This is a genomic window from Burkholderia sp. BCC0322, assembly GCF_902833045.1.
GTDB lineage: Bacteria > Pseudomonadota > Gammaproteobacteria > Burkholderiales > Burkholderiaceae > Burkholderia.
The window spans coordinates 357628-383876 of the sequence record NZ_CADFDU010000001.1 but is presented as its reverse complement, the minus strand read 5'-3'; the positions used below and the strand labels follow the sequence as shown (position 1 = coordinate 383876).

Annotated in this window: 27 protein-coding genes; 14 read left to right on the top strand and 13 right to left on the bottom strand. The window is 65.1% G+C overall.

The genetic code is table 11. The annotated features are described in order from the left end of the window. The 5 genes from HWX39_RS01780 to HWX39_RS01760 form a co-directional block, all read right to left on the bottom strand. Positions 1 to 798: an ATP-binding cassette domain-containing protein gene (locus HWX39_RS01780; protein ID WP_175965291.1), complete on the bottom strand. Its 798-nt coding sequence runs from the start codon at positions 796 to 798 to the stop codon at positions 1 to 3. Positions 799 to 878: 80 nt separating this feature from the next. Beyond that, positions 879 to 2309, bottom strand: a complete 1431-nt coding sequence (locus HWX39_RS01775) for an aldehyde dehydrogenase family protein (RefSeq protein ID WP_175965290.1) — start codon at positions 2307 to 2309, stop codon at positions 879 to 881. Then, positions 2306 to 3385: a homoserine dehydrogenase gene (locus tag HWX39_RS01770; RefSeq protein WP_175965289.1), complete on the bottom strand. Its 1080-nt coding sequence runs from the start codon at positions 3383 to 3385 to the stop codon at positions 2306 to 2308. The genes HWX39_RS01775 and HWX39_RS01770 overlap by 4 nt, the downstream gene beginning before the upstream one ends. A 151-nt stretch (positions 3386 to 3536) precedes the next feature. Further along, positions 3537 to 4034: an Lrp/AsnC family transcriptional regulator gene (locus HWX39_RS01765; RefSeq protein WP_175965288.1), complete on the bottom strand. Its 498-nt coding sequence runs from the start codon at positions 4032 to 4034 to the stop codon at positions 3537 to 3539. 31 nt (positions 4035 to 4065) lie between these two features. Further along, the gene (locus tag HWX39_RS01760; protein ID WP_175965287.1) at positions 4066 to 4746 is read right to left on the bottom strand and encodes a hypothetical protein; all 681 of its coding nucleotides are present in this window, start codon (positions 4744 to 4746) and stop codon (positions 4066 to 4068) included. A gap of 429 nt (positions 4747 to 5175) precedes the next feature. Between HWX39_RS01760 and HWX39_RS01755 the strand changes: the two genes are divergently transcribed. The 3 genes from HWX39_RS01755 to HWX39_RS01745 all read left to right on the top strand — a co-directional run bounded on the left by HWX39_RS01755 (position 5176) and on the right by HWX39_RS01745 (position 7144). Then, positions 5176 to 5886: a PadR family transcriptional regulator gene (locus tag HWX39_RS01755; protein ID WP_175965286.1), complete on the top strand. Its 711-nt coding sequence runs from the start codon at positions 5176 to 5178 to the stop codon at positions 5884 to 5886. A 38-nt stretch (positions 5887 to 5924) separates the two neighbouring features. Next, complete coding sequence (locus tag HWX39_RS01750) at positions 5925 to 6746, top strand: siderophore-interacting protein (protein WP_175965285.1); 822 nt, start codon at positions 5925 to 5927, stop codon at positions 6744 to 6746. Between the two features lie 173 nt (positions 6747 to 6919). Next, positions 6920 to 7144: a hypothetical protein gene (locus HWX39_RS01745; RefSeq protein WP_089446765.1), complete on the top strand. Its 225-nt coding sequence runs from the start codon at positions 6920 to 6922 to the stop codon at positions 7142 to 7144. A gap of 26 nt (positions 7145 to 7170) precedes the next feature. Here HWX39_RS01745 and HWX39_RS01740 read toward each other — a convergent pair whose 3' ends face one another. Then, positions 7171 to 7752 carry an undecaprenyl-diphosphatase gene (locus tag HWX39_RS01740; protein ID WP_175965284.1) on the bottom strand — a complete coding sequence of 194 codons (582 nt, stop codon included), beginning with the start codon at positions 7750 to 7752 and terminating at the stop codon, positions 7171 to 7173. Positions 7753 to 8201: 449 nt separating this feature from the next. Between HWX39_RS01740 and HWX39_RS01735 the strand changes: the two genes are divergently transcribed. From HWX39_RS01735 to HWX39_RS01720, 4 genes are read left to right on the top strand one after another with little or no spacing between them, the layout of a single operon-like run. Next, positions 8202 to 8942: an acetoacetate decarboxylase gene (locus HWX39_RS01735; protein WP_059238261.1), complete on the top strand. Its 741-nt coding sequence runs from the start codon at positions 8202 to 8204 to the stop codon at positions 8940 to 8942. 52 nt (positions 8943 to 8994) lie between these two features. Continuing rightward, complete coding sequence (locus HWX39_RS01730) at positions 8995 to 9780, top strand: 3-hydroxybutyrate dehydrogenase (RefSeq protein WP_175952801.1); 786 nt, start codon at positions 8995 to 8997, stop codon at positions 9778 to 9780. Beyond that, positions 9777 to 10994, top strand: a complete 1218-nt coding sequence (locus HWX39_RS01725; protein ID WP_175952800.1) for a patatin-like phospholipase family protein — start codon at positions 9777 to 9779, stop codon at positions 10992 to 10994. Before HWX39_RS01730 ends, HWX39_RS01725 begins: the two co-directional genes overlap by 4 nt. A gap of 60 nt (positions 10995 to 11054) precedes the next feature. Continuing rightward, positions 11055 to 11519 carry a hypothetical protein gene (locus HWX39_RS01720; protein ID WP_175965283.1) on the top strand — a complete coding sequence of 155 codons (465 nt, stop codon included), beginning with the start codon at positions 11055 to 11057 and terminating at the stop codon, positions 11517 to 11519. 70 nt (positions 11520 to 11589) lie between these two features. On the opposite strand, the gene HWX39_RS01715 is transcribed toward HWX39_RS01720, so the two are convergent. Next, positions 11590 to 12474, bottom strand: a complete 885-nt coding sequence (locus HWX39_RS01715; protein WP_175965282.1) for a LysR family transcriptional regulator — start codon at positions 12472 to 12474, stop codon at positions 11590 to 11592. A gap of 120 nt (positions 12475 to 12594) precedes the next feature. On the opposite strand from HWX39_RS01715, the gene argC reads away from it, so the two are divergent. Continuing rightward, positions 12595 to 13542 (top strand): N-acetyl-gamma-glutamyl-phosphate reductase, encoded by a 948-nt coding sequence (argC, locus tag HWX39_RS01710; protein ID WP_175965281.1) that lies wholly within the window; start codon positions 12595 to 12597, stop codon positions 13540 to 13542. A gap of 160 nt (positions 13543 to 13702) precedes the next feature. Here the strand turns inward: argC and HWX39_RS01705 are convergent, their stop codons facing one another. Continuing rightward, entirely contained in the window at positions 13703 to 14626 is a 924-nt protein-coding gene (locus HWX39_RS01705) for a LysR substrate-binding domain-containing protein (RefSeq protein ID WP_175965280.1), read from the bottom strand. A 117-nt stretch (positions 14627 to 14743) separates the two neighbouring features. On the opposite strand from HWX39_RS01705, the gene HWX39_RS01700 reads away from it, so the two are divergent. Then, the gene (locus HWX39_RS01700; RefSeq protein WP_175965279.1) at positions 14744 to 15829 is read left to right on the top strand and encodes a tartrate dehydrogenase; all 1086 of its coding nucleotides are present in this window, start codon (positions 14744 to 14746) and stop codon (positions 15827 to 15829) included. A gap of 416 nt (positions 15830 to 16245) precedes the next feature. Here HWX39_RS01700 and HWX39_RS01695 read toward each other — a convergent pair whose 3' ends face one another. Both HWX39_RS01695 and HWX39_RS01690 read right to left on the bottom strand, forming a co-directional pair. After that, complete coding sequence (locus HWX39_RS01695; RefSeq protein WP_175965278.1) at positions 16246 to 16725, bottom strand: nuclear transport factor 2 family protein; 480 nt, start codon at positions 16723 to 16725, stop codon at positions 16246 to 16248. Positions 16726 to 16788: 63 nt separating this feature from the next. After that, positions 16789 to 17394 (bottom strand): TetR/AcrR family transcriptional regulator, encoded by a 606-nt coding sequence (locus tag HWX39_RS01690; RefSeq protein ID WP_175965277.1) that lies wholly within the window; start codon positions 17392 to 17394, stop codon positions 16789 to 16791. A gap of 182 nt (positions 17395 to 17576) precedes the next feature. On the opposite strand from HWX39_RS01690, the gene HWX39_RS01685 reads away from it, so the two are divergent. Beyond that, positions 17577 to 18215 (top strand): GNAT family N-acetyltransferase, encoded by a 639-nt coding sequence (locus HWX39_RS01685; RefSeq protein WP_175965276.1) that lies wholly within the window; start codon positions 17577 to 17579, stop codon positions 18213 to 18215. After that, positions 18212 to 18628 (top strand): hypothetical protein, encoded by a 417-nt coding sequence (locus HWX39_RS01680; RefSeq protein ID WP_175965275.1) that lies wholly within the window; start codon positions 18212 to 18214, stop codon positions 18626 to 18628. Before HWX39_RS01685 ends, HWX39_RS01680 begins: the two co-directional genes overlap by 4 nt. A gap of 396 nt (positions 18629 to 19024) precedes the next feature. On the opposite strand, the gene tdh is transcribed toward HWX39_RS01680, so the two are convergent. Beyond that, positions 19025 to 20053 (bottom strand): L-threonine 3-dehydrogenase, encoded by a 1029-nt coding sequence (tdh, locus tag HWX39_RS01675; protein ID WP_011356765.1) that lies wholly within the window; start codon positions 20051 to 20053, stop codon positions 19025 to 19027. A gap of 13 nt (positions 20054 to 20066) precedes the next feature. Further along, complete coding sequence (locus HWX39_RS01670; protein WP_175965274.1) at positions 20067 to 21266, bottom strand: glycine C-acetyltransferase; 1200 nt, start codon at positions 21264 to 21266, stop codon at positions 20067 to 20069. A gap of 161 nt (positions 21267 to 21427) precedes the next feature. Between HWX39_RS01670 and HWX39_RS01665 the strand changes: the two genes are divergently transcribed. The 3 genes from HWX39_RS01665 (at position 21428) to HWX39_RS01655 (ending at position 23683) form a co-directional block, all read left to right on the top strand. After that, positions 21428 to 22039, top strand: a complete 612-nt coding sequence (locus tag HWX39_RS01665; RefSeq protein ID WP_021163719.1) for an XRE family transcriptional regulator — start codon at positions 21428 to 21430, stop codon at positions 22037 to 22039. A 140-nt stretch (positions 22040 to 22179) separates the two neighbouring features. Next, positions 22180 to 22560 (top strand): DUF2471 family protein, encoded by a 381-nt coding sequence (locus tag HWX39_RS01660; protein ID WP_175965273.1) that lies wholly within the window; start codon positions 22180 to 22182, stop codon positions 22558 to 22560. A 103-nt stretch (positions 22561 to 22663) separates the two neighbouring features. Then, entirely contained in the window at positions 22664 to 23683 is a 1020-nt protein-coding gene (locus tag HWX39_RS01655) for a tyrosine-type recombinase/integrase (RefSeq protein WP_175965272.1), read from the top strand. Positions 23684 to 23819: 136 nt separating this feature from the next. Here the strand turns inward: HWX39_RS01655 and HWX39_RS01650 are convergent, their stop codons facing one another. Further along, positions 23820 to 25001: a DNA-binding protein gene (locus HWX39_RS01650; protein WP_175965271.1), complete on the bottom strand. Its 1182-nt coding sequence runs from the start codon at positions 24999 to 25001 to the stop codon at positions 23820 to 23822. Between the last annotated feature and the right edge of the window lie 1248 nt (positions 25002 to 26249).

The following is a 26249-nucleotide window of genomic DNA, read 5'->3' as shown; positions in this document are numbered from 1 at the left end:
TCAGATGATGCTGGACAGAAACTTCTGGAAACGCGGCGATTTCTGGCTCGCGAACACCTCATCGGGACTGCCGTCTTCCTCGATTCGTCCCTGGTGGACGAACACGACGCGGTTCGCGACTTCGCGTGCAAACCCCATCTCATGCGTGACGACGAGCATCGTGCGTCCCTCGTCGGCCAGCGAGCGCATCACTTTCAACACTTCGCCGACGAGCTCGGGATCGAGCGCGGACGTCGGCTCGTCGAACAGCATCACGTCGGGATCGGTCGCGAGCGCACGTGCAATCGCGACGCGCTGCTGCTGGCCGCCCGACAGCTGGTTCGGATAGTGTTCGCACTTGCCGGCGAGCCCGACCCGCTCAAGCATCGCGATCGCCTTGTCGCGGGCGTCGCGCTTCGGCACGCCAAGCACGCGCACCGGCACGAACATCACGTTCTGCAGCACGGTCATGTGCGCCCAGAGATTGAACTGCTGGAACACCATCGCGAGCTTGCGGCGCACGCGCATCACCTGCTGCGCATCGGCCGCGACGCGCGCGCCGTCGCGGCCTGCCTGCTTCAACGCAAGCGTTTCGCCGTTCACGCAAATCCGGCCCCGATCGGGCATTTCCAGCAAGTTGATGCACCTGAGGAACGTACTCTTGCCCGACCCGCTACTGCCGAGGATCGACACGACCTCATGATTCCTCGCGGTCAGCGAGATGCCCTTCAGCACCTCGACACCGCCGAACGACTTGTGAATATCCTCGACCACCAGCGCGTCCGCCGCCGGCTTGCATGCAGGAATTGCTGCTGGCATCCTCGACTCCTTCTTCGATACGTTGCTCAAACCGCTCCGGTTCGCGCCGCGCCGGCCCGCCAGGCGCCGGCGCTTGCGCATCAGCTCGACAGCCGCCGGTTGCGCCTGAAGCAGACCACCTTCGGCTGCGTCATTTCCGTCATCGCGAACCGAACGCCTTCGCGGCCCAGCGACCCATGCTTGAAACCACCGAACGGCATGCCGTCGAAGCGGTAATCGGACGAATCGTTGATCATCACGCCGCCCGCCTGCAGGCGCTCGGCCGCGTCGAGCGCCACCTCCAGGCGGCTGGTGAACACGCCGGCATGCAGGCAGCTCTCCGACGCATTGGCCGCGTCGAACGCGTGGTGCAGGTCGGCGAATTTCTCGATCGTCACGACTGGCGCGAATACCTCGTCGGCCCAGACACGCGCGTCGTGCGGCACATCCGCGAGCACGGTCGGTTCATACAGCGCGCCGCGCCGCCGATGGCCGGTCAGCACCGTCGCACCGCGCGACACGGCTTCGTCGACCCAACGTTCGATGCGGATCGCCTGTTCCTCCCCGATCATCGGCCCCATGTCGGTCGCGTCGTCCAGCGGATCGCCGACGACCATCCTGCCGGTCAGTTCGACGAAATACCGGACGAACGGCTCATACGCGGCCTCGGCAACGAAGATCCGCTGTGTGCCGATGCAGTTTTGCCCCGCCGCCCAGAACGCGCCCGACACGCAGGATTCGGCGGCATCCTTCAGGTCGCAGTCGGCCATGACGATCACAGGTGCATTTCCGCCCAGGTCCATCGCGACCTTCTTGAGTCCCGCATCGCGGGTGATGGCCTCGCCGGTCTGCGGGCCGCCCGTAAAGGTCACCATTCGGATCCGCCGGTCGCGCACCAGAGCGGACGCGATATCCGCGCCGCCATGCACGATCTGCAGCGCGTCGCGCGGCGCACCGGCTTCCCACAGCACCTCGACGAGCGCCTGTGCGGACAGCGGCGCGAGCAACGAGGGCTTCAGGATTACCGCGTTGCCGGTCCCGATCGCCGGTCCGAGCTTGTGTGCAACGAGGTTCAGCGGGTCGTTGAACGGCGTGATCGCGAGAATCACGCCCAGCGGTTCGAGCGTGTAGTAGCCGCTGCGATCCTCGGAGCCCGGATAGCCGTCGAACGGGATCGTCTCGCCGTTGAGTCGTTTCGCTTCCTCGCCCGACAGGCGCAGCGTGTTCACGCAGCGCGCGACCTCCTTGCGTGCCTGCCGCAGCGGCTTGCCCGCTTCGAGCGCGATCCTGCGTGCAAATGTCTCCGCTTGTGCCTCCACGCTCGCAGCGGCACGAAACAGGATGTCGGCCCGCAGGCTGCGCGGCATGGTTGCGGCCGCACGCGCGCCGTCGAGCGCGCGCTCGACGAGGGCCGGCGCCGCGTCGGCACGCGACACCCGAACCTGGCCGACGATCGAGCCGTCATACGGCGACCGGACATCGGCTATGCCGGCTCCCGTGCAGTCGGTCATCACCGCATCGCGCGCGCTCATGCGGCCACCTCGTGCGCAGTTGCGCCGATCCTGTCCGCGAGTTCGATCAGGTCGGAGAGGATCGCGAACGCCGTTTCCTCGCGCCCCGCACCGGGCCCGCTGATCGTCACCCCGCCGAGCACGTCGGTGTCGAACGTGATCGCGTTCGTCACGCCGTTCGCGGCAAGCAGCGGATGGCCGGCCGGCAGCTTGCGCGGTTCGACGCTCGCGGTCACGGTGCCGTCCGGATGCCGGACGGCAGAACCAATCAGGCGCCAGGACATGCGCTCCGCCGCCGCCGCGCGCACGTCGTGCTCGGTCAGCTCGACGATGCCGCGGCACGTCACGTCGCCACGCTCGAGGCCGGCATTCCACAGCGCGTTCGCCAGAATGACGACTTTCAGCTGTACGTCCGAACCGTTGACGTCGGCCGCCGGGTTCGCCTCCGCATAGCCCCGCTGCTGCGCATCCCGGATCGCCGCATCGAAGCTCGCGCCGGCCTCGACCTCGCCGAGCACGTAATTCGACGTGCCGTTCAGGATGCCGGCGAAGCCGTTGATGTCGCAGCCGCGCAGCGACGTCGCGAGCTGCCGCAGCACCGGCGTGCCGCTCATCACCGTGCCCTCGTACATCACGCAAGCACCCGATTGCGCGGCGATCCGCGCCAGTGCCGGCTGCGCGAGCGCGATCGGCCCCTTGTTGGTCGTAATCACGTGCTTGCCGCATTCGAGCGCGGTACGGCAATGCGACAGCGCAGGCTCACCGGTGTTCGGATCGGTGAAGGTCGCCTCGACGACGACATCCACATGGTCCGATGCGATGGCCTTCAGCACCGCAGCGAGACCGACGTCCGGCGACACCAGCGTGCCGGGATCGCGGCGCAGCGCTTCGGCATCGACGCCCCGCCGAGCGGTTTCGTCGAGCACGTCCAGCGCGATGCCGCGAGGATTCGTCGCGATCCCGAGCCGCAGGTCGGCGACCATCGTCACCGATACGTCGAGTCCCGCCGCACCCAGCATCGCGCGCTTCTTTTTGAGCAGTTCGACCAGTCCCTGATTGACTCCGCCGAAACCGACCAGTGCCAGTTTGAGTTCCATCTTGATCATCTCCTGTTCATTGACCACATGACACAGGTTAGTGATGCGAATCGATTTTCAAATTAGTCGTTTCGCCCGATTCAGGCAGTCACCCGTTGCGGTTTGTCATGCGGGACGGGCGAATCGCCAGTTCCCGAGCGAAACAACTCCGTCAGGCGGCCGTCGGTTCGTCGTCGCCGTCCTTGTCGACCGGCACGAACAGCCCGACCTTGACCGCGCTCAGCACGACGTTCGTGTTGATCCGGCGGATCATCGGGTTGCTCTGCATGATCCGCGCGGACAACCGGTCGTACGCCTCGACGTCGTGTGCAGTGATGATCGCGATCAGGTCGACGGAGCCGGTCACGTAGTAGATCTGCTGGATTTCGTCATGCGCCTTCGACCACTCGCGGAACCTGGCGACCGTCTCGTAGTTTTCGCGTTCGATCTCGATCGCCGCGATGAATGTCATCGGCCTGCCGACCGCCGCGCGATCGACAACGGCGATTTCCGCCGAAATGATCTTCTCGGTGCGCATGCGCTTCAGCCGCTTCTGCACGGCCGACGTGGAGAGGCCGATCCGCTCGGCAATGGCGTCCGCAGTCGCGGTGCAATCGCGCTGGACGATATTCAGGATCTTGCGGTCGAAGGAGTCGAGTGCATCGGTCATGGCGTGGCCTGCCGGAAAGCGGGTGCTTGCGTCAAAGATAGAAAGGTCGGGCCGATCTGAGCCCGACCAGATGCCGGACGCGGTCGAACGCGGTGACGAGCGTTTCGCGCCACTGCGCTACGGGCCCGCAGATGCATACGGGTGCGAAATGGACCGTATCCACACCCGCGGGAATACGGAACGGACGCTCGATGCCATCGTCCGATTCGGTCACGAGTGCGGTGCCGTCGACTTCGGTCAGGCTCATCAGCAAATGAGCGGGTGCAGTCGCATCAAGCAGGTCGCGCAGAGGCGATTCGTTCGCGGCCAACTGTTCGAGCAGCGGCAACTCGTACGCGCCGGGCCACCAGGTGTCGTGCTCGTCGAGCCACGGGCCGACACCCGGCATTCCGACCATCTCGAGGATCCGGTTCGCACCGAGATGCGCATAGGCGCGGCACCGGCCGGCCTCATCGGTCGACGAGCGCGCCAGCCAGCCGCCGGCGCTCGGGACAGGGTCCGTCAACACGACGCTCGCAGGCTTCAGTCGGCCGAGCATTTCAGCCGCGCGTGCAGCGGATCGGTGCCCTTCGCGGGACCTCGGTGCGTGATCCGGGACGATCCTGCACACCCACTTGGGACCATCCTGCAAGGCGGCGGGGACATCGCCGGCCCGGACTTGAGCGGTTCGCCTGCGGGCGTGTTCAACGATGACGATTGGCGTGTCCGGCATACAACTCTCTCGTGCTTGCGGGGCCGCGTCGCCGCGATGCTGGCGCGCTTCATGGATTGGCCGACGATGTTGGGGCTGAAGAAATCATATCGTCTCGGTGCGACTAAAAAAATCTCAAGGACCGGCAATTTCGACGTAAAGCGTCGAAAAATGCCGCTTACTGGATGATTTGCATCCATCCCAACGCCGGTCGGTCCGGTGACAGGCGTGGGCGTGAAGATGACGACATCCGGGATGCAGGCCGACACGTCGAGGGAGCCCGCAATCATGAAGGGGACAGGCCGCACCGGTCGCCGATATCGGCCATTGAGACCCTGCATTTGCCAACCTACACACCCCACCCCACCATCCAACCCCAATAAATCCCCTTGACGACCTATCTTTCGAAATATATCTTTAGATATGTTTTACGACATGTAGGACTCGATCATGCGACACACCCTCTCCCGCGGCCATGCCCGATGCGACGGTCATGGTGCGCATGCTCGCCCGGACTGGTTCGCCGGTCTTTGGCATGCGATCGGCCGCCACCGTCGCGGCCACGATCCATTCGGTGGCGGCCCGTTCGGTGGCCGTGGCGGGCGCGGCGGCTTTGGCGATTTCGGCGACGACGGCATGCCGCGCGGCCGCCAGTTCAGCTCCGACGATCTCCAGCTGCTGTTGCTTGCGCTGGTCGCCGAGCAACCGAGCCACGGCTACGAGCTGATCAAGGCGCTCGACACGCGTTCGAACGGTTTCTACAGCCCGAGCCCCGGCATGGTGTATCCGGCGCTCACGTATCTCGAAGAAGTCGGCTTCGTCGCGTCGCAGGCGGAAGGCAACCGCAAGCGCTATGCGCTGACCGACGCCGGCCGCACCCATCTCGACGCGCAGCGCGAACGCGTCGACACGCTGTTCGCCCGCCTCACGCACCTCGCGCGCAAGATGGAATTCATGCGCCGCGCGTTCGCCGGGGAATCGGCGGGCAACGAAACGCAGGAAGAAGCGCAAGCAGGCTGGCTGCCGGAGTTCGTCGAGGCACGCCTCGCGCTCAAGCGCGCGCTGCTGCACAAGAGCGCCGCCGACGCCGACGAACAGCGCCGCATCGCGGCCATCATGCGCCGCGCAACGGCCGAAATCGAAGGCGGCGCCGGCGCGTAAGCCGCGCCGCCCCGTCAAACCATCAGGAAAACGGATTGATGCAGAACACATCCGAGCGCACCGTGACCCGCGTGCGCCACCCCCTCAAGTTCCGCCTGCTTCAGGTCCTGCGCGTGCACGCCGTGACGCCGCACCTGCTGCGCGTCACGCTCGGCGGCCCCGATCTCGCGGATTTCGAATCCGCGTCGTTCGACGATCACGTGAAGGTATTTTTCCCGCCGCCCGGCGCTGAACGGCCCGTGCTGCCGACGCTCGGCGCGAACGGTCCCGAGTTTCCGGAAGGCGAACCGAAGCCGGTCGCGCGCGACTTCACGCCGCGCCGCTTCGACCGCGCCGCCTGCGAACTCGATCTGGAATTCGTGCTGAACCACCCGGGCCCCGCGTCACAGTGGGCCGCACAGGCACGCGCCGGCCAATGGCTCGGCATCGGCGGTCCGCGCGGTTCGTTCGTCGTCCCGACTGGTTTCGACTGGCACCTGCTGATCGGCGACGATACGGCGCTGCCGGCGGTCGCGCGGCGTCTCGAGGAGTTGCCGGCCGGTGCGCGCGTGGCCGTCGTGCTGGAAGTCGCGGATCGCACCGCGCAGATCGGGTTCGACACGCGCGCCGACGTGCATGAAATCTGGCGCTTCCGCGCCGAAGCCGACGCGGCAGGCGGCGACGTGCTGCTGAATGCCGTGCGCGACCTGCCTCTGCCGCCGTCCGGCGACGGCTACGTGTGGGCGGCGGGCGAAGCGCTGTCGATGCGCGCGGTACGCCAGCACCTGACCGGCGAGCGCGGCGTCGACAAGTCGCGCATCCGCGCGGCGGCCTACTGGAAGCGCGGCGCGGCGGCCGTGCACGAAACGCTGGAAGACTGATGGACGCGGGTACCCGGGAAAGGGGTACCCGATTGAAGTTGACCGGCCGATGACACAATCGTGGCGCCGGCGCACTAGCGGGCTTGGCACCGCTATCGCGACTGGTATATATCTGTGTGAGCGACGCCGCTGTCGGGCGACAGCCGCCGCAGCCCGCCCAGGAGCGCCCGGTCATGACAAAAGAAAGCCACGCGTCGCCGTTCCTTCGCAACCTGAAGATCGCCGGCTATTGCGGCCTTGCCGCGGTGGTACTCGCGCTGTTCGTCGCGATGTGCGCGATCCTGAAGGAAAGCGCACTCGATCGCGACGCCGCGCAACACCCGGCCGATACGCCTGAACTGCACGATGCGGGCGGCGGCCCGTCCGCATCGGCCGAATCTGCCAAGACACCCGGGTGACGGCGTCCTACCCGATCTCCTGCCGCTTACGGCGCGTGCCGGCGGCCCATCACGACTGCATGTACCGAATCGCCGAGCCGTTCGAGCAGCGCGGTCACGCGGTGCCCATACAGGTGCGCGGCCAGCGCGCCGGCCGTGCCGACCAGCACGCCGCCCGCCATGTCGAACGGCCAGTGCACGCCCGCATAGATACGTCCCCATGCAATCGCCACGGCCATCGCGGCCATCACGAACCCGGTGAGCCGGGTCGTGCCGGCGAGCATCAGCCCGACCGCCATGCTCCACGCGAACGTCATGTGATCGCTCGGAAACGAGCTGTCCGGCGCGTGCGGAATCAGTTGCGTGCCGACGCCGGCCATGAACGGGCGCGGCGAGAACCAGAAATGTCCGATGATCTGCGCGAGCGCGAGCGCCACGCACACGCCGACGCAGGCTTCGATCGCCTGGCGCCGCGTCGGACGTGCGCCGAAGAGCCAGGTCAGCAGCAGCATCGCGGGCAACGCGTACACGAGCCAGTCGGCGGCGAAGATGGCGAGGCGGGCAACGCCCGGCTGCGGCGCAACCCCGGCGTTGATGGCGGAAAAGAGGGTGAGATTGAAGGTCTGCATGAATCCGGTTGCGTGGGGCGTAAAAAATCGGCCGGTTGCCCGGCCTGATACGAACGATGCTAAGACGCACGCGCTTAAGCGATGCTTAATGGGGTGGCCGCACGGGGGTGGCCGCACGGGGGTGGCCGCACGCGACGAAGCCCGCCGCGGCGAACGCACTTAGAGCCTGCACCGCAACACAAGTTCACATAATTGTCACATTCCCGCGCGACCGTCTCCCGTAAAGGCTCACCTTTTTCACATCGCGGCGTCATCGACGCGTGGAAACATCGGGACGCCGGGTGCCGTCCAGGCCGTTTGCGTCATTCATCTCAATATTTACGCTGCGAATGCTTCGAAATCGGCAACAATTAATTCCAAATGCGGCATCGCACAACGGCAACGCACAGGCATAGCATTACGAGCTTACGAGCACTCACCCACGAAGCGATCAACAACAAGGAGTCCGCATGAAACCCAGCGATGTCCGATCGAAAGCGTTTGCGATGCCGTTGACCAGCCCTGCCTTCCCGATGGGCCCTTACCGTTTCGTCGATCGTGAGTTTCTGATCATCACGTATCGCACCGATCCGGATCGCCTCCGCGAAATCGTCCCCGAGCCGCTGCAGGTCACCGAGCCGCTCGTCCACTACGAATTCATCCGCATGGCCGATTCGACCGGCTTCGGCGACTACACCGAAAGCGGCCAGGTGATTCCCGTCGAATACAACGGCCAGCCGGGCGGCTATACGCTCGCGATGTATCTCGACGATCACCCGCCGATCGCCGGCGGCCGCGAACTGTGGGGCTTCCCGAAGAAGCTCGCGTCGCCCACGCTGCACGTGAACACCGACCACCTCCTCGGCACGCTCGACTACGGCAAGGTGCGCGTCGCCACCGGCACGATGGGCTACAAGCACAAGGAACTCGACATCGACGAGCAGACCAAGCGTCTCGCCGGCCCCAATTTCCTGCTGAAGATCATCCCGCACGTCGACGGCACCGCGCGCGTCTGCGAACTCGTACGCTACTACATGCAGGACATCAAGATGAAGGGCGCATGGACGGGCCCCGCATCGCTCGAGCTGGCGCCGCACGCGCTCGCGCCCGTGGCCGACCTGCCCGTGCTCGAAATCGTCGAAGCCCGCCACCTGGTCGCAGATTTGACACTGGGCCTCGGCGAAGTCGTCTACGATTACCTGGCTCAGTAACACGTCCGCAGTCCTTTCTCCCTGTCAATCCTTTCACCACGGGAATTCGAACATGAGCAACCTGAATGGCAAGACCGCAGTCGTCACGGGCGCCGCGAGCGGCATCGGCAAGGAAATCGCACTCGAGCTCGCGAAGGCGGGCGCGGCCGTCGCGATCGCCGACCTGAACCAGGACGGCGCGAACGCCGTTGCCGACGAGATCGTCAAGGCGGGTGGCAAGGCGATCGGCGTCGCGATGGACGTGACGAACGAGGACGCCGTGAACAGCGGTATCGACAAGGTGGCCGAAACGTTCGGCTCGGTCGACATCCTCGTGTCGAACGCGGGCATCCAGATCGTCAACCCGATCGAGAACTACTCGTTCTCCGACTGGAAGAAGATGCAGGCGATCCACGTGGACGGCGCGTTCCTGACGACCAAGGCCGCGCTCAAGCACATGTACAAGGACGATCGCGGCGGTGTCGTGATCTACATGGGTTCGGTGCACTCGCACGAAGCGTCGCCGCTGAAGTCGGCGTACGTGACGGCCAAGCACGGCCTGCTGGGTCTGGCGCGCGTGCTGGCGAAGGAAGGCGCGAAGCACAACGTGCGCTCGCACGTCGTGTGTCCGGGCTTCGTGCGCACGCCGCTGGTCGACAAGCAGATTCCGGAGCAGGCGAAGGAGCTCGGGATCAGCGAGGAGGAGGTGGTGAAGAAGGTGATGCTCGGCAATACGGTCGACGGCGTGTTCACGACCGTTCAGGACGTCGCGCAGACGGTGCTGTTCCTGTCGGCCTTCCCGAGCGCCGCGCTCACGGGCCAGTCGTTCATCGTCAGCCACGGCTGGTTCATGCAATGAAGCCGCACGCCCGCACCGAAAAGCAGGCCGTCGATGCGGCGGACCTGCATCACGAGGCCGGCGCACCGGCCGCCGCGCGCACGCTGCCGTACGAGACGATCGCGCTCGTGCTGCAAGGCGGCGGCGCGCTCGGCGCGTACCAGGCCGGCGTGTTCGAAGGGCTGCACGAGGCGGGCATTCCGCTCGACTGGATCGCGGGCATCTCGATCGGCGCGCTCAACACCGCGCTGATCGCGGGCAACGCGCCCGAGCATCGTGTCGAGCGGCTGCGCGAGTTCTGGGAGACGATCTGCAAGCCGGCGTTCTTCCCGACGATTCCGGCCGCATTCGAGTTCGCGCTGTTCAACAGCATCGACCAGATCCGCACGTTCTTCACCGCGTCGCAGGCCGCGAGCGCGATGATGCAGGGCCAGCAGGGCTTCTTCGTGCCGCGCTTCCCGCCGCCGCTGCCGGGCGTGTCGGATCATCCGGAGAAGATCAGCTGGTACGACACGTCGCAACTGCGCGCGACGCTGCTGAAGCTGTGCGATTTCGACCGGATCAATTCGGGCGAAACGCGCGTGTCGGTCGGCGCGGTCAACGTCGGTACCGGCAACTTCGTGTACTTCGACAACTCGCGCATCCGTCTCGCGCCCGAGCATTTCATGGCGTCCGGCGCGCTGCCGCCCGCGTTCCCGCCGGTCGAGATCGACGGCGAGTACTACTGGGACGGCGGTGTCGTGTCGAACACGCCGCTGATGGAAGTGCTCCGCGCCCGGCCGCGTCGCGACACGCTCGCGTTCCAGGTCGATCTGTGGAGTGCACGCGGGCCGCTGCCGCGCACGATGGCCGACGTCGCCGAACGCACGAAGGACGTGCAGTATTCGAGCCGCACGCGTTTCGTCACCGACACGCTGCAGCGGGAGCAACGCTACCGCAACGTGCTGCGCCACGTGCTCGACCAGGTGCCGGAAGAGCAGCGCAAGGCGGATCCGTGGTGCATCGAGGCCGATGCGATGTCGTGCAGCAAGAAGTACAACATCCAGCACCTGATCTACCAGCAGAAGGCGTACGAGCATCACTACAAGGACTATCAGTTCGGTCTGTCGACGATGCGTGACCACTGGTCCGCGGGTCTCGACGACATCCGCAAGACGCTCGCGGTCAAGGACGGCCTCGCGCTGCCCAACAACGACTCGGGCTTCGTGACGCACGACATTCACCGCAAACGGTAATGCCGTGTGCGACGGATCGGCGCGATGCATGCGCCGGTCCGTCCTCCTCTCCGATCAGCCATGCCGATTTTCATTGCACTGTTCGCGCTCATCGCTGCCGGATGGGGCGCGGTTCACCTGTTTCACGTCATCGCCGCGCAGTTCGGCCAGCCGGTCGCAATCGCGGCCGCCGTGCTCGCCGCCGCGATCCTGATCGCGCTGGTCGCGTGGTGGATCAAGCGCCGCCGCGACATCGCACCGAATACGAAGGAAGAAGGCTGGACCCACGTCGTGCATCGCGCGTGGGGCGAGCTCCGTGTGTCCGCGACGCAGGGGCTGCTGTGGCTGTCGCACGACGGCGCGGACGGCCGCTATACGCTGTCGCAACTCGACGGCTGTCAGGCCGCACCGATCGGCGGCCGCTGGCATCTCGTCGTGCGCGTGCGCGATGCCGTGCGCGGCGAATGGAAGCTGCCGATGATGGACAAGCGTGATGCGCAGCGCTGGGCACGCGTGCTGACGCTCGCGAAGGACAACCGGCTCTGAGACGGCGCGCGGTGGATGCGTATCGGCGTGCGGTACGAACCGCCGCGCCGGCTGTCCCGCATTCCACGCGCTATCGCACCTTCAGCGCCCACAACGCATCGAGCACGTGCTGCGTCGCCCGTTCGACCGGCCCCGCCCGATGCGCAATACCCAGTTCCCGCCACAACGCCGGGCGCAACGCCCGCATGACGATGCGTGCGTCGGGTAGCGGGGCGCCCGCCTCGTGCGGAAGCAGCGTCGCGCCGTAACCCGCGGCGACCAGGCTCTTGATCGCATCGTTGTAGTTGAGTTCGATCCGCGGCTCCGGCCGGTGGCCGCCGAGCGCGAACCATTCGGTCGTGAGCCGCGACAGGCGGGTGGTCGCATCGTTGAGTATCAGCGGACGGGCGGCCAGATAGCCGGGCGTGACGCGCGCCGGGAGCGGCCAGTCCGCCGGCAGAAACGCCATCACCGGATCGCGCCGCCACGCGCGAATCGACAACCCGGCGACCGCCGCCTGCGGCAGCGCCACCAGTCCGATATCGAGCGTGCCCTGCGCAATGCGCGCCAGCGTGTCGTGCGAAGTAAGCACCGCGATCTGGACATCGATGTCCGGATGCTGCTCGCGCAACCGGGCCACTGCCTGCGGCAGCAGGTGCGCGATCGCGCCGGTCGATGCGCCGAGGCGTACGCGCCCGGTCAACCCCTGCACCTGCCGCTGCACGTCGTCCAGCGTGGATTCGACCTCGGCCAGCAGGCGACGCGCCCGCTCCACCAGCACTTCGCCGATGGCCGACGGCCGTACGTTTCCACGCGTGCGGGACAGCAACGGCGCGCCGATGCGGCTTTCCAGTTCGGCAATGTGAAGACTGACGGTCGGCGGCGCGAGATGAAGCCATTGCGCCGCGGCGACAAAGGACCCTTGGTCGGCGATGGCGACCAGCGTGCGCAGGCGGTCCAGGCTGATCTCGCGCATTCCCCACCTCTCGTTCAAGAAAACTGAATCTGGCAGTCAGTAAATTCAACTTTTCCTATTCTAGGCGTTCGGCGGACGATACGGCTTTCCCGACGACCGAACCGAAGGAACGCGACCATCATGAGCCAGCCCACTGTCTACATCGACGGCGATCAAGGCACGACCGGATTGCTGATCCACGAACGCCTGCGCGGGCGCGACGACCTGCAGCTCGTTACGCTGCCGGATGCCGAGCGCAAGGATCCCGCGCGGCGCGCCGAAGCGATCAACGCAGCCGACATCGCGATCCTGTGCCTGCCCGACGCGGCCGCGCGCGAAGCGGTCGGCTTCATCCGGAATCCGGCGGTACGCGTGATCGACGCGAGTTCGGCCCATCGCACGCAGCCGGATTGGGTCTACGGCTTTCCCGAGATGGCGAACGGGCACGCGCAGGCGATTGCGCACGCGCGGCGTGTCACCAATCCGGGCTGCTACCCGACCGGCGCGATCGGGTTGCTGCGGCCCCTGCAGCAGGCCGGCCTGCTGCCGCGTGACTACCCGGTGAGCATCCATGCCGTCTCCGGGTACTCGGGCGGCGGGCGGGCTGCCGTCGACGCATTCGAATCAGACGGCGCCACGCGCACGAAACCGCTGCAGGTCTACGGCCTCGCACTCGCACACAAGCATGTGCCCGAGATCCGGCTGCATGCCGGCCTGACGCATCGTCCGATGTTCGTGCCGGCCTACGGTGCCTATCGGCAAGGCATCGTGCTCACCGTGCCGATCGAATTGCGGCTGCTCCCTGCCGGCGTGACCGGTGAGCAGCTGCATGCGTGTCTTGCGCACCATTACGCCGACGCGCGTCATGTCGACGTCACGCCGCTCGCGGACACGCAAGCGATCACACATCTCGATCCGCAAGCGCTGAACGGCACCAATGACCTGCGGCTCGGCGTGTTCGTCAATGCCGAGCACGGCCAGGTGCTGCTGTCCGCCGTGTTCGACAATCTGGGCAAAGGGGCATCCGGGGCTGCCGTGCAGAATCTCGACCTGATGCTCGGTGCGGCAGACGTGGCGAAAGCGGCATAAGGCACGTGCGAGCACCCTCGTCGGCCGGCCCGGCAAAGCGCGGCCGCCGATGCGTCGATGCAAGGGGGTCGCTACCAGCGCGCGACGCGATTGCGAGCCGGAAACGGGTGCCTGCCGACGTTCCGCGCATGCTCCCGTAAAAGCTCACCTTTAGCCGGTTTCAGGCCGTCTCGTCACCCGCGGCGGCATTCAAACCGGCCAGCGTCTCCACCAGAAAATCCACGCAGACGCGCACCTTCGCCGACGCCGCAACGCGCTCCGGATACACGGCCCAGATGTTCGCGGGCTGGATTGCATCCGGCAGCACGCGACACAATGCGCCGCGTTCGATCAGCGGCGCGGCTTCCCAGATCGAGCGCAACACGATTCCGCGGCCGGCCAGCGCCCACTGCACGGCCACCTCGCCATGGTTCGTCGACAGCGCGCCGCCGACCTTCACAGTGGCCGTTTCGCCGCGCACGTTCAGCCGCCACACGCCGAACGGGTGATCGCGCTCCTTGATCGCAAGACAGTCGTGCGACGCGAGATCCGCGAGCGAGCGTGGCGTGCCGCGCCGTGCAAGATAGTCGGGCGATGCACACAGCACGCGGTAATTCGCGGCGAGGCGGCGCGCGATCAGGTGATCGGCGATCTCGTCGCCGATGCGCACATCGAGGTCGTAGCCTTCGCCCGCGACATCGACGAGCCGGTCGAACAGATCGAGCCGCACGTTCAACTGCGGATAGCGCGAGGTGAAGTCGAGCAACGCCGGCGCGACGACGTGCCGGCCGAAGCCGAAGCTGCTCGATATGCGCAGCGTGCCGCGCGGCACCGTGCGCGTGGTCGATACGTCCTCGACGAGATGATCGACGTCGTCGAGGATCTTCTCGGCGCGCGCGTACACGCGTTCGCCGGCTTCCGTGACCGTCACGCGGCGCGTCGAACGATGCAGCAGGCGCGTGCCGAGCTGCGCCTCGAGCAACGCGATGCGCTTGCTGACGTAGGCGGGCGATACCGCGAGCTGCTCGGCGGCCGCGCTGAAGCTGGTCAGGCGGACGACCAGGCTGAACACGCGCAGGTCGTCGAGATTCGGCGATTTGTTCACGATTCGTGGAAAGTCGATTAACCTTTAGTGCGATTTTAATCCGGATGGAAATAAATAGAATGACGTGACGCGCCGCTGCCTCACCCCGCGGCCGGCCCACCAGCCAAGGAGCTTTGCATGACCGACAAGACCTACAGAATTGCCGTGATCCCCGGCGACGGGATCGGCCGTGAAGTGATGCCCGAGGGCCTGCGCGCACTCGATGCCGTGACCGCGCGCTTCGGCATCCGCTTCGACTTCGTCCAGGTCGACTGGGCGAGCTGCGACTACTACGCGCAGCACGGCAAGATGATGCCGGACGACTGGAAGGCGCAGTTGTCGGGCATGGACGCGATCCTGTTCGGCGCGGTCGGCTGGCCGGCGACGGTGCCCGATCACATTTCGCTGTGGGGCTCGCTGCTGAAATTCCGCCGCGAATTCGACCAGTACATCAACCTGCGGCCCGCACGCCTGTTCGACGGCGTACCGTCGCCGCTCGCCGGCCGCCGCGCGGGCGACATCGACTTCATGATCGTGCGCGAGAACACCGAGGGCGAATATTCGTCGGTCGGCGGCACGATGTTCGAAGGCACCGAGCGCGAAATCGTGATGCAGCAGTCGATCTTCACGCGCCACGGCACCGAGCGCGTGCTGAAGTTCGCGTTCGACCTCGCACAGCGGCGCGCGAAGCGCCTCACCGTCGCGACGAAGAGCAACGGCATCGCGATCAGCATGCCGTGGTGGGACGCGCGCACGGCCGAGATGGCCGAACGCTATCCCGACATCGCCGTCGACAAGCAGCACATCGACATTCTATGCGCGCGCTTCGTGCTGCAGCCTGACCGCTTCGACGTCGTCGTCGCGTCGAACCTGTTCGGCGACATCCTGTCGGATCTCGGGCCGGCCTGCACGGGCACGATCGGCATCGCGCCCTCGGCGAACCTGAATCCCGATCGCAAATTTCCGTCGCTGTTCGAACCCGTGCACGGCTCCGCGCCCGACATCGCGGGGCAGTGCATCGCGAACCCGGTCGCGATGATCTGGTCGGCGGCCTTGATGCTCGACTTCCTCGGCAACGGCGTGGGCCGCGAACGCGAAGCGCACGATGCGATCGTCGCCGCAATCGAGGACGTGCTGCGCGCCGGGCCACATACGCGCGACCTCGGCGGCAACGCGGGGACGCAGGAAGTAGGTGAGGCGATCGCCGCGCGGATCGCGGGCTGACGATCACGCCCGGCGTGATTGCGCGCGCCGGGTAGCGCCCGCACGGTGAAGTCGAGCGGTGGGCAACGTCGCCCCGCCACGCACACGACTCGCGCTATCCGTCATTGACGTCGACACGATCGGTGAGTTGCACATCGCGCGCACGCACACCGATCGTCAATCCACTGCCGGCCCTGTGCGATCGGTGAGATGCATCACGCGGTGAAGCACACCGATACGTGCATCGCACGACGTCGACGTGTGCGGCCTGTGCGCCTGGCCCGATACGATGCCGCATCGAGCGGCTCGAAGCACACAGTCCGACGCGACGTTTCACCTCGTCCCGAAAAATCTCACCTTCGGCACACTGGCTCCCGAATTTCCTCACCGTTGAATCGCGGTGATGCGTTCACCAATCCGTCGAGTCGACGCGCGCGTCACAGCCCGAGATCGGACAGCCCCGGATGATCGTCCGGACGACGGCCGAGCGGCCAGTGAAAGAGACGATCCTGTTCGCGAATCGGCAGGTCGTTGATGCACGCGTGACGATGCGCCATCAGCCCGTTTTCATCGAACTCCCAGTTTTCGTTGCCGTACGAACGGAACCAGTTGCCTGCATCGTCATGCCATTCGTACGCAAAGCGCACCGCGATGCGATTGCCGTCGAACGCCCACAGTTCCTTGATCAGCCGGTAGTCGAGCTCGCGCGTCCACTTGCGCTGCAGCAGCCCGACGATCTCGTCGCGGCCGGTCACGAATTCCGCACGGTTGCGCCATCGGCTTTGCGGCGTATAGGCGAGCGACACGCGCTGCGGGTCGCGCGTATTCCACCCGTCCTCGGCGGCGCGCACCTTCTGGCGTGCCGTTTCGAGCGTGAAGGGCGGAACGGGCGGACGGACTTCGGGGGAAGCGGACATGAGTTGCTCCTGTTCAGGTTGTAGCCGCGGACAACCGCGGCCGGTTCGGATTCGCTGCTTCGACTACCGCGAAACGGTGTCGAGCAGCAGTTCGGCTGTCGCGCGTGCATCGCGCGCGGCGTTTGCATCGCCGCTGACGAGCGCCACGCCGATCGCGCCGTCGATCAGCACGAGCCACTGACGCGCAATGCGCGCGAGCCCGCGGCGCTCGATGCCCGTTTCGTCGGCATACGCATCGAACCGCTCGCGCACGAATGCCAGCAGACGCGCCTTGTGCATACGCGCGACGACGCGCACGGGATCGTCGGCGTCGGGAATCTCGCCCGACGCGTTCAGGAAAGCGCAGCCATGAAAGTCGGGCTGCCCGAACCAGTCGCGCAGCACGTCGAACATGCCGAGCAACTGCACGCGCGGCGCCTTGCCGCGCGCCAGCGTTGCGTCGACGAACCAGCGCATCCAGCGCTCGTCGCGGCGTTCGAGCGCGGCGACCACCAGCGCCTCTTTCGATTCGAAATGCGAATAAAAGCTCTTTCGTGCCGCGCCGGATCGCTTGACGATCGCATCGACGCCGGTTGCATGGATGCCGCCCGAATAGATCAGCGCTTCGGCTGCATCGAGCAGCCGGTCGCGAACGCCCGGTTCGCCGGAGGAGTCGTGAGGTGTGTTCATGGGTTTAAGGTAGAACGATCGTTCTCCATCGTCAACACCCGCATGAAATAGCCCTGTCGGCGAAAGGGATGAATCGCGCGCTGGCCGCGCGCCGCGGCCCGCCACGTTTACGACATTTTTTCTTGAAGCGGACGCGCGACGCTCACTACACTTCGGTCACCCTGTCTGGGCGAAAGGACATCATGCAGCGACCGGAATCCGCGCGCCCCGCGCGCGCCTATGCGGCTTATGCGAAGCGGCTCGACGGCCGCGTCGTCGTGCGGCGCTTCGACCCGCGCAACGATTCGTACGACACGTTGACCGCGCTGCTGCATCGCGCGTTTGCGCCGCTCGGCGCATTGGGCTTCAACTGCCCGTGCGTCGATCAGCCGGCCTCGGCGACACGCGAACGCGTGCTCACCGGCGAGTGCTTCGTCGCGCTCGGCAATGCACACCTGGTCGCGACGATGACGATGCGTTCGCACGATCCGGATTCCCGCTGCGATCCGTACCGCAGCCGGCACGTCGCGACACTCGGCCAACTGGCCGTCGATCCCGTCTGGCAGGATCGCGGCATCGGCCGTTCGCTGCTCGCGTTCGCGCAACGGCGGGCCGCTGCGCGCGGCGCGACGCATCTCGCACTCGACGCGCCGTACGCGGCGGTCCGGCTCATCGACTTCTATCGTCGCGAAGGATTTCAGCCACTCGACGTGATGCGCTTTCCGGGACACAACTACGACAGCGCGATCCTGTGCAAATCCGTCAGCGTCGCGAACGAGCGCATCGTTGCCTGCGATACGACACAGTTCGACGTTGCGCGGCATGTGGGTGCGGCATCATGAAACAAGAGGCGCCGAAGCGCGAGCGCGGCGACGATCACACCCGGCTCGACGTGCGGCAGGCGCGCTTGCGCGCGGCGCGGCGGCTGCGCGGGGTCTTGAAGCTGACGATTCTCACGATCGCGGTCGCCCAAGCGCTGGCGTTCGCGTTCGAAAGCCTGCTGGTCATGGCCGGCTTCGCGCCGGATGCCGCGACGGTGTTGCTGTTCCGCTTCGTAACGTGCGCGCTCGTCAGCTTCTGGCTGCAAGCGGATGCGTTGCGCGCGTATCAATACGCGGCGCAGCACGGGTTCGTCACCGCTCCCGGCGCGCAGGGCGATCCGGCCGACATCGCGCCGCGGTGCCCGAAGCGCTGGCTCGTCGTGTTGAGTCTTCAACTCGACCCGCGAGGGTCGAATGGTGAACGGATCAAGTAGCGGTCAGCGCACCGATCGATGTCTGTCGATGTCGATCGCTTCTCGCATGAGTGAGTCGCAACGAGGCGTGAAGGCTCACGCTTGATGGCGCGGTTCGGCACGGCATCGCATGGCGCGCGTCGCGGACGATCACGCGGCAAGCCAGGAGGGAAGTGCCCGGAAGAGGGGGAGCAGGTGCCGAACGGCGTGCTGGCGGAAAGCCCGGCGACTGCCTACAGGTGAAGTGAACGTGCGATTGCAGGTCACCGGTGTGCGATCGTGTCGCGATTCGGCGCACACTCACAGCTCCCGAATAGTCTCACCTTGAGCCCGGATTCACGTGTTTCGACTGCGAAGACGCAGACGTAAAACCAAAACGGGGCAGGCGGCAAACAGGCCGCACCGCCCCTTCAGCACTCAGGCTGTCCAGTCGAGAATCACCTTGCCGCTTTCACCAGACAGCATCGCGGCGAAGCCTTTCTCGTAATCGTCGGCTGCAAAGCGATGCGTGATGATCGGCGACAGATCGAGGCCGCTCTGCAGCATCGCGACCATCTTGTACCAGGTCTCGAACATCTCGCGACCGTAGATGCCCTTGATCTCGAGCCCCTTGAAGATCACCTGGTTCCAGTCGATCGCCGTCTGCGCGGGCGGAATGCCGAGCAGCGCGACCTTGCCGCCGTGGTTCATCGCCTCGAGCATGCTCGTGAACGCGCTCGGCACGCCCGACATTTCGAGGCCGACGTCGAAGCCTTCGGTCATGTGCAGGTCGGACATCACGTCGCGCAGCGACTCGCGCGCGACGTTGACCGCACGCGTCGCGCCCATCTTGCGCGCGAGTTCCAGCCGGTAGTCGTTGATGTCGGTGATGACGACGTTGCGCGCGCCGACGTGCTTCGCGATCGCGACGGCCATGATGCCGATCGGGCCGGCACCGGTGATCAGCACGTCTTCGCCGACGAGGTTGAACGACAGCGCCGTGTGCGTCGCATTGCCGAACGGATCGAAGATCGAGGCGAGATCGTCGGAGATCTCCGGCGGAATCTTGAACGCGTTGAACGCAGGAATCGCCAGATACTCGGCGAACGCGCCTTCGCGGTTCACGCCGACGCCGACCGTGTTGCGGCACAGATGGCGGCGCCCCGCGCGACAGTTGCGGCAGAAACCGCAGGTGATGTGGCCTTCGCCGGACACGCGATCGCCGATCGCGAAACCGCGCACTTCCTGCCCCATCTCGACGATCTCGCCGACATACTCGTGACCGACGTGCATCGGCACGGGAATCGTCTTTTGCGCCCAGTCGTCCCACTTCCAGATATGGATGTCGGTGCCGCAGATCGCCGTGCGGCGGATCTTGATCAGCACGTCGTTGTGACCGACTTCGGGGCGCTTCACGCGCGTGAGCGTGAGGCCGGGGCCGCGTTCGAGCTTTGCCAGTGCTTTCATGGTCGCGCCTCCTTCAGATGATGCCGAGCGACTTGCCGACGCGCACGAACGCGGCGACCGTCCGGTCGATCTGCTCGGGCGTATGCGCGGCGCTCATCTGCGTACGGATGCGCGCGCGACCACGCGGCACGACGGGGAACGAGAAGCCGATCACGTAGACGCCTTCGTCGAGCAGCTTGTCGGCCATGTTCGTCGCGAGTTGCGCGTCGCCGAGCATCACCGGGATGATCGGATGCGCGCCCGGCACGAGCGTGAAGCCGGCTTCGGTCATCTGCTTGCGGAACCGCGCGCCGTTTTCGCGCACGCGCTCGCGCAGCTTCGCACCTTCGTCGCTGCCGAGCAGTTCGAGCACCTTCAGCGATGCCGCGGCGATGCTCGGCGTAAGCGTGTTCGAGAACAGATACGGACGCGAGCGCTGGCGCAGCAGTTCGATGACCTCGCGACGCGCGGCGACGTAGCCGCCCGATGCGCCGCCGAGCGCCTTGCCGAGCGTGCCCGTAATGATGTCCACGCGGCCTTCGACGCCGCAGTGCTCGGGCGTGCCGCGGCCGTGCGTGCCGATGAAGCCGACCGCGTGCGAATCGTCGACCATCACGATCGCGCCGTAACGATCGGCGAGATCGCAGATGCCTTTGAGGTCGGCGATGATGCCGTCCATCGAAAATACGCCGTCGGTCGCGATCAGCTTGTGGCGCGCGCCCGCTGCGTCGGCTTCCTTGAGCTTCGCCTCGAGGTCGGACAGGTCGTTGTTTTTGTAGCGGAAGCGCTTCGCCTTGCAGAGGCGAACGCCGTCGATGATGCTCGCGTGGTTCAGCTCGTCGCTGATCACCGCGTCGTTCTCGTCGAGCAGCGTCTCGAACAGCCCGCCGTTCGCGTCGAAGCAGCTCGAATAGAGGATGGTGTCCTCGGTGCCGAGAAACGCGGCCAGCGCGCTTTCCAGTTGCTTGTGGACGGTTTGCGTGCCGCAGATGAAGCGCACCGATGCCATGCCGAAGCCGTCCTGGTCGAGGCCGGCCTTCGCCGCGTCGATCAGGCGCGAATCGTTCGCCAGACCCAGATAGTTGTTCGCGCAGAAATTGAGCACGCCGGCACCACCGGCGAGCCGCACGTCCGCCGCCTGGGGACTCGCGATCTCGCGCTCGGTCTTGTAAAAACCGTCCGCGCGGATCTGGTCCAGCGTCCCGCGCACCTGGGCGAGAAAGGCATCACGCATCGCAAAGCTCCTGACAGGGTTTCGCATTCCGCAACGCGCCACTCGTGGCGGCGGCGCAACGGCCTGCTACTGTTATAGTCGGTCGTTCGGTTGACCGCATTTATCCGATATTCCGAACTAGAATTCGAAATACCGAACAACTCTAAGCGAACGGAATCCAAATGGCAAGTTCCTCCGGTTCGCGGCGCACGCCTGCCAGCGCCGCACCGCAACCGCCGGCCGCCACGCCGCCGCGTGTCGGCGAGCAGATCCAGCGGCTGCGCAACGAACGCAAGCTGACGCTTGACGACCTGTCGCGCGCGGCCGGCGTATCGAAATCGATGCTCTCCGAGATCGAACGCGACAAGGCCAACCCGACGATCGCCGTTGCGTGGCGGCTGACGAACGCGCTCGGCATCACGCTCGACGAGCTGTTCTCGCAGCCGAAGGCGCCCGAAACCATTCGAGTAGACGGCCCGCACGACATCCCGACGCTCGCCGGCCATGACGGCCGCTACCAGTTGCGCGTGTGGGGCCCGATCGACCTCGCCGGCAAGTTCGAGTGGTACGAGCTGACGCTGCCGGGCGGCGGCGCATTGATATCGAACGCACACGAGCCCGGCACGCGCGAGCACCTCACCGTGCTGCAGGGCGCGATGGAAATCGAAGCCGCCGCAGCCAGCCGGCGCCTGAAGGTGGGCGACACCGCGCGCTATCCAGCCGATGAGCCGCACGCAATCCGCAATCCCGGCAAGGCCGAAGCGCGTGCACTGCTGATCGTGATACATCGCTGACGGCGCGTATAGCTGGCCGAAGGGCCAATTGCAGGCCAGTTGCGGAAAACACTGTATGTTTGTACAGTATACGGACATTCCGCCATGCATGGGCCGGAGCCGGCGCACCGAGGCGCCCGCCCGGTCGACAGGAGCCTGCAATGACAGAAGAACAAAATTTGGCCGCGCTCAGCTTCAAGGCTGCCGCGCACGACCTCGAGCAGATCGTCCGGCATATCGCCGGGCGCTACATCCACCAGCGCGTCCCGCTGACGTGGCGCCTGCTGCACGCCATCGAGGCCGAGGCACTCGCCGATCTCGGCTTTGCCAGCCGGCACGAGGCCGGCATGCGTCAATTGTTCGAACGGCAGTTGGATATGACGTTTCCCGAAACGGACGATCCGATCGACTTCGGGCGCTCGAATGCGCTGCCCGCCGTTTTTTCGTTCGCGGTTCTCGCATATGAAGCCGCGTCAACCGCGTCGAATGACACGGCGCCGCACGAGCGCGTTCACCGCCCGTCCAAGGCATGGGGCGACTGACTCCTCGCCCGGGCCGCCGCGTTAAGGCGGCCTCACCCAGCCTCTTGCTGCCCGAGACGTTGCGGAAAGGGCTACCATATACGCAACTAACGGAGTAAGTCACATGTCTCTTCCCGTCTCGCCCGACACCCTCGCACGCCCGGAAGAAACAGATCTGTTCGACCGTGGCGCATCCGACTGGATCGTCTCGCCGGAAGCCGCATTCGATGCATGGCTCGCCATGCAGGACTATCGCCGCTCGTCGGCCGACGTCTATCGCGCGCAATGGGGCGCGTTCCTCACGTGGATGCGCGCACACCAGAAGAATCTGGCAACGGTCGATACCGCAACCATCGCGAATTTCGTCGCAGAGCTGCCGATCCGGAAAACCCAGCGGATGCGCTACTTGCGGCTGATCGAGCGCGTGCTCGATCACATCCGGCGCACCGAATACGCGTCGACCAACCCGGCCCGGTTCATTGCTCAGGATGGCGAAGCGAACTGGCGCAAGGCGCGCGACAACGAACCGACCGGTTTCCTCACGCCTGCCGAGCGCGCGACGTTGCTCGCGTACCTGTTTTCACCGATCGGCGTATCCGGTTCTGCTTACTGGAAAGAGCGGCGCGACCGTGCGCTCGTCGCCGCGTTTCTCGGTGCCGGCATTAAAACCGGCGAAGCTCGAGCGCTCACGATTAGTTGCATCAATACGAGTGGAACATCGCTGCAGATCGCGTCGACGCATCCGGATTTCGCTCGCGAAGCCCACCTCGCATCGTTCGCGATCGCCCTGCTGGAAGCCTGGCTCACCGAGCGCAAGCGCCAGGACATTCCGGGGGAACTCGTGTTTCCGGCCTCCCATGCCGGGCGGCCGATGCACAAGGCGACGATGCTGCGCGCGATCGACGCGATCGTCGAATCCGCCGGGCTCACGTCGTCGCGCACCGCGCGCGCGAGCCCGCAAACGCTGCGCAATACCTATGCGGCTGAACTGTTCGAGCACGACGTGCCGCCCGAACGGGTCGGCAAATGGCTGGGCTTCATGCGGCCGATCTCGTCGAACCGCCTGCATCGCGCATGGAAAACCTGGCGCGACGGTTTGGCCAACAGCAATGGTGACGCGTCCGACAGCGACGAAACTCACTGATCGCCAAACGGCTGCTCACACGAAGCGACCCGTGAGCAGCCTTGTGTGGCACAGCCTCACCGTTTCACTGCTCCCGAAAAATCTCACCTCAGGCTCCCAGGATCATCTCACCCGTGCGGCGCAGCCGATCCTGGCGTCACGTGCGCGCAAAGCGCGCGACGGCTTCGAATCGGGACGGCCATGCCCCTGAGGCGTGCTCGCACTCGGGACAGGCCACTTCGAAACCTTCTTCGCTGTGTGAAAGCTCCGGCTCGCCGTCGCAATGCGGACATCGGGCCGGCACCGAAATCTCCTGATCCAGCGAGGTGCCGATCGCGGCAAACGCCTCCGCATCCAGTTGCCCGGCATCGGCCAGGCGGCGGATCAGCGCGGCGATTTCCGGATTCATGCCGCGGCTCGCGCGCAACGAACTCACATCGCGTGTCGCACGTTCCAGTTCATCGGCCTGGCTGCGCAACTGTTCTTCGAGCCGATCGGCACGCGCCTTGGCCGAACTCAGTTGCTGCAGGAAGTCGAACTCCTTGCGCTGAACGTCGCGCAAACCGCTCTGATAAGACGACGCCATGCTGCGTAACGAATCCAGCTCGACGAGCATCGGCTTGACGCGGCGCTCGGCTTCGGCCACGGCGTCCTTGATTTGTTGCGCATAGTGTTCGGTGCGCTGCTGCAGTTCGGCCTGCAGCGCATCGATGCGATCACGCAGCGTCGCGTTCTGCGCCTGCTCGGCTTCGATGCGGCCGGCGGCTGCAGCCAGTTCCTTTTCCAGTCGAGCGACTGTGGTGAGCAACGTCGCTTCGCTGGCCGAACCGTGTGTCGTTTGCGACGCGAGCTGGACCTCGAGTTCGGTTACGCGAGCCTGCAACTGCTCGTTTTTCGCTTCGCCACGCGCGAGCGCGCCTTCGAGCGTCTCCTGGCGGACGATTGCGTCGCGCAATCGCTGTTCGGCATGGGCAATGCCGGCGCGAACCTGCTCGCGATCGCCATCCAGGCTGTCCCGCGCGGCTTTCAACGCTTCTTCATAGAGCGCGCCAAGCAACGCTCCCGCCTTTTCCTCGACGGCTTTCGGGATCGCGGCACCGTCGAGCCTGATCTTCGAGGCGGAACGGATGCGTTCCCAGAAATGATCGATGTCTTTCGGAATATCGCTGGCGCTGCCGGTCTGGGTGAGATCGCGGACGTTGGCAGCCGATGGCCTGATGCCGAGATCGAAAAACAATCGCTTGCACGCGTGCAGGGACAATTCCTGCCGCCGTGCACCGTTCGCGCGCAGCGATTCCAGTTCATCCCGAATGGCTTGGCGTATTTCGTCCAGGGTCATCGCTGTGCTCACGGAGATTGAAATGTGTCAATAATAACGAAATACGTATCTATTGATACTTGTTTCGGCACAACGTTGCGAATTTACATCTCTGTCCACAGAAATCGGGTCTGTGAGCCAATCTGGACGACTGTGGCCCAGTTTTCCGTGAAACAAAGCGAAGAAAATCAGCCAAGTCCTTGTGTTGCAAGCATTTTCCTGTGGGCCCGGAATTTGGGCATTTGTTTCACATGAACACGGATCCGATGGCCGGTCGGTGTTCAGGGGTTGGGGTGTCTGTGGAAAACTCGTCGGCCGATGTCTTGAGAGTATTAGAAGTAAACACCCTTGAACCCTTAGTTAAAAACGTTAACGCCACGGCACAGCCTTATGCTGCAAGGCTTTCCGGCCGGCAAGGTGAAGTTTTACGGGAGCCAAGGTGATCTTCTGCGGGAGCTGACGTGATTGGGTTCAGGGAGCTGCGTGAGCCGTTGCGGGAAAGGTCGTGAGCGGATTCGGGATCACAGTGAAACACGAGATTTCCCAAAGGTGAGGCTTTTCGGGGCCTCACAGCCACGGAACCCTCGCTGTGCCTGACTGCACAGTTTTCTGCCTGTGCAGACATAGGTGAGAGTTTGCAGGACCTTCTTCGTGCCCCGATTCTGCCCATCTTTTGGGCAGTTTTTGTGAAAGGTGAGGTTTCACGGGACTCCACGGGAGTTTGGTGTGAGGATTTCCGGGAAACGAACGCCATTTTGCACAGCAATAGCGCTCCTGGGGGCCTGTGAAGCCCTAAAGGTGAGGTTTTTCGGGAGGGAAATCCGGGTTTTCCTGGCCGGATCCCGTTAAGGTGAGATTTTTCGGGGCGCGAACCACAGGCTGTAATTCAGGCAACAGGTGAGACTTTTCGGGAATGGCATTTGCCCGAAAAATGGTCACAGGTGAGGCTTTTCGGGACCTGTGCACGGCTGAATTCGCCGAAAAGCCCGCCAGGGCTGGAAGAAATCTGGTTTTCGCTGTGCCCCTTTTTGGCACAGGTGAGATTTTTCGGGGGGCGACATGCGGTTGTCGTATGAAGGATTTCCAGCGAAAGGTGAGGCTTTTCGGGGGATGTTGGGGGCGCACTGCCAAATGCCTTTTGTGCATAAGTATCGGAAGGCATTGGGATTTTTGATACCGAGCCAGTTACGGTGAGGTTTTTCGGGAGCCTCTCGCATGCCTGTGGGGGCACAGCGATTTTTCCGTAAGGTGAGCGTTTTCGGGAGGCTT

Excerpts from the sequence above, each read along its gene's own strand:
- HWX39_RS01655 (WP_175965272.1), top strand. The coding sequence starts at position 22,664 with ATGTCTCTTCCCGTCTCGCCCGACACCCTCGCACGCCCGGAAGAAACA.
- tdh (WP_011356765.1), bottom strand. The coding sequence starts at position 20,053 with ATGAAAGCACTGGCAAAGCTCGAACGCGGCCCCGGCCTCACGCTCACG.
- HWX39_RS01760 (WP_175965287.1), bottom strand. The coding sequence starts at position 4,746 with ATGCCGGACACGCCAATCGTCATCGTTGAACACGCCCGCAGGCGAACC.
- HWX39_RS01775 (WP_175965290.1), bottom strand. The coding sequence starts at position 2,309 with ATGAGCGCGCGCGATGCGGTGATGACCGACTGCACGGGAGCCGGCATA.
- HWX39_RS01700 (WP_175965279.1), top strand. The coding sequence starts at position 14,744 with ATGACCGACAAGACCTACAGAATTGCCGTGATCCCCGGCGACGGGATC.
- HWX39_RS01725 (WP_175952800.1), top strand. The coding sequence starts at position 9,777 with ATGAAGCCGCACGCCCGCACCGAAAAGCAGGCCGTCGATGCGGCGGAC.
- HWX39_RS01720 (WP_175965283.1), top strand. The coding sequence starts at position 11,055 with ATGCCGATTTTCATTGCACTGTTCGCGCTCATCGCTGCCGGATGGGGC.
- HWX39_RS01685 (WP_175965276.1), top strand. The coding sequence starts at position 17,577 with ATGCAGCGACCGGAATCCGCGCGCCCCGCGCGCGCCTATGCGGCTTAT.
- HWX39_RS01740 (WP_175965284.1), bottom strand. The coding sequence starts at position 7,752 with ATGCAGACCTTCAATCTCACCCTCTTTTCCGCCATCAACGCCGGGGTT.
- HWX39_RS01765 (WP_175965288.1), bottom strand. The coding sequence starts at position 4,034 with ATGACCGATGCACTCGACTCCTTCGACCGCAAGATCCTGAATATCGTC.
- HWX39_RS01660 (WP_175965273.1), top strand. The coding sequence starts at position 22,180 with ATGACAGAAGAACAAAATTTGGCCGCGCTCAGCTTCAAGGCTGCCGCG.
- HWX39_RS01670 (WP_175965274.1), bottom strand. The coding sequence starts at position 21,266 with ATGCGTGATGCCTTTCTCGCCCAGGTGCGCGGGACGCTGGACCAGATC.
- argC (WP_175965281.1), top strand. The coding sequence starts at position 12,595 with ATGAGCCAGCCCACTGTCTACATCGACGGCGATCAAGGCACGACCGGA.
- HWX39_RS01735 (WP_059238261.1), top strand. The coding sequence starts at position 8,202 with ATGAAACCCAGCGATGTCCGATCGAAAGCGTTTGCGATGCCGTTGACC.
- HWX39_RS01780 (WP_175965291.1), bottom strand. The coding sequence starts at position 798 with ATGCCAGCAGCAATTCCTGCATGCAAGCCGGCGGCGGACGCGCTGGTG.
- HWX39_RS01730 (WP_175952801.1), top strand. The coding sequence starts at position 8,995 with ATGAGCAACCTGAATGGCAAGACCGCAGTCGTCACGGGCGCCGCGAGC.
- HWX39_RS01715 (WP_175965282.1), bottom strand. The coding sequence starts at position 12,474 with ATGCGCGAGATCAGCCTGGACCGCCTGCGCACGCTGGTCGCCATCGCC.
- HWX39_RS01680 (WP_175965275.1), top strand. The coding sequence starts at position 18,212 with ATGAAACAAGAGGCGCCGAAGCGCGAGCGCGGCGACGATCACACCCGG.
- HWX39_RS01750 (WP_175965285.1), top strand. The coding sequence starts at position 5,925 with ATGCAGAACACATCCGAGCGCACCGTGACCCGCGTGCGCCACCCCCTC.
- HWX39_RS01690 (WP_175965277.1), bottom strand. The coding sequence starts at position 17,394 with ATGAACACACCTCACGACTCCTCCGGCGAACCGGGCGTTCGCGACCGG.
- HWX39_RS01745 (WP_089446765.1), top strand. The coding sequence starts at position 6,920 with ATGACAAAAGAAAGCCACGCGTCGCCGTTCCTTCGCAACCTGAAGATC.
- HWX39_RS01695 (WP_175965278.1), bottom strand. The coding sequence starts at position 16,725 with ATGTCCGCTTCCCCCGAAGTCCGTCCGCCCGTTCCGCCCTTCACGCTC.
- HWX39_RS01755 (WP_175965286.1), top strand. The coding sequence starts at position 5,176 with ATGCGACACACCCTCTCCCGCGGCCATGCCCGATGCGACGGTCATGGT.
- HWX39_RS01650 (WP_175965271.1), bottom strand. The coding sequence starts at position 25,001 with ATGACCCTGGACGAAATACGCCAAGCCATTCGGGATGAACTGGAATCG.
- HWX39_RS01665 (WP_021163719.1), top strand. The coding sequence starts at position 21,428 with ATGGCAAGTTCCTCCGGTTCGCGGCGCACGCCTGCCAGCGCCGCACCG.
- HWX39_RS01770 (WP_175965289.1), bottom strand. The coding sequence starts at position 3,385 with ATGGAACTCAAACTGGCACTGGTCGGTTTCGGCGGAGTCAATCAGGGA.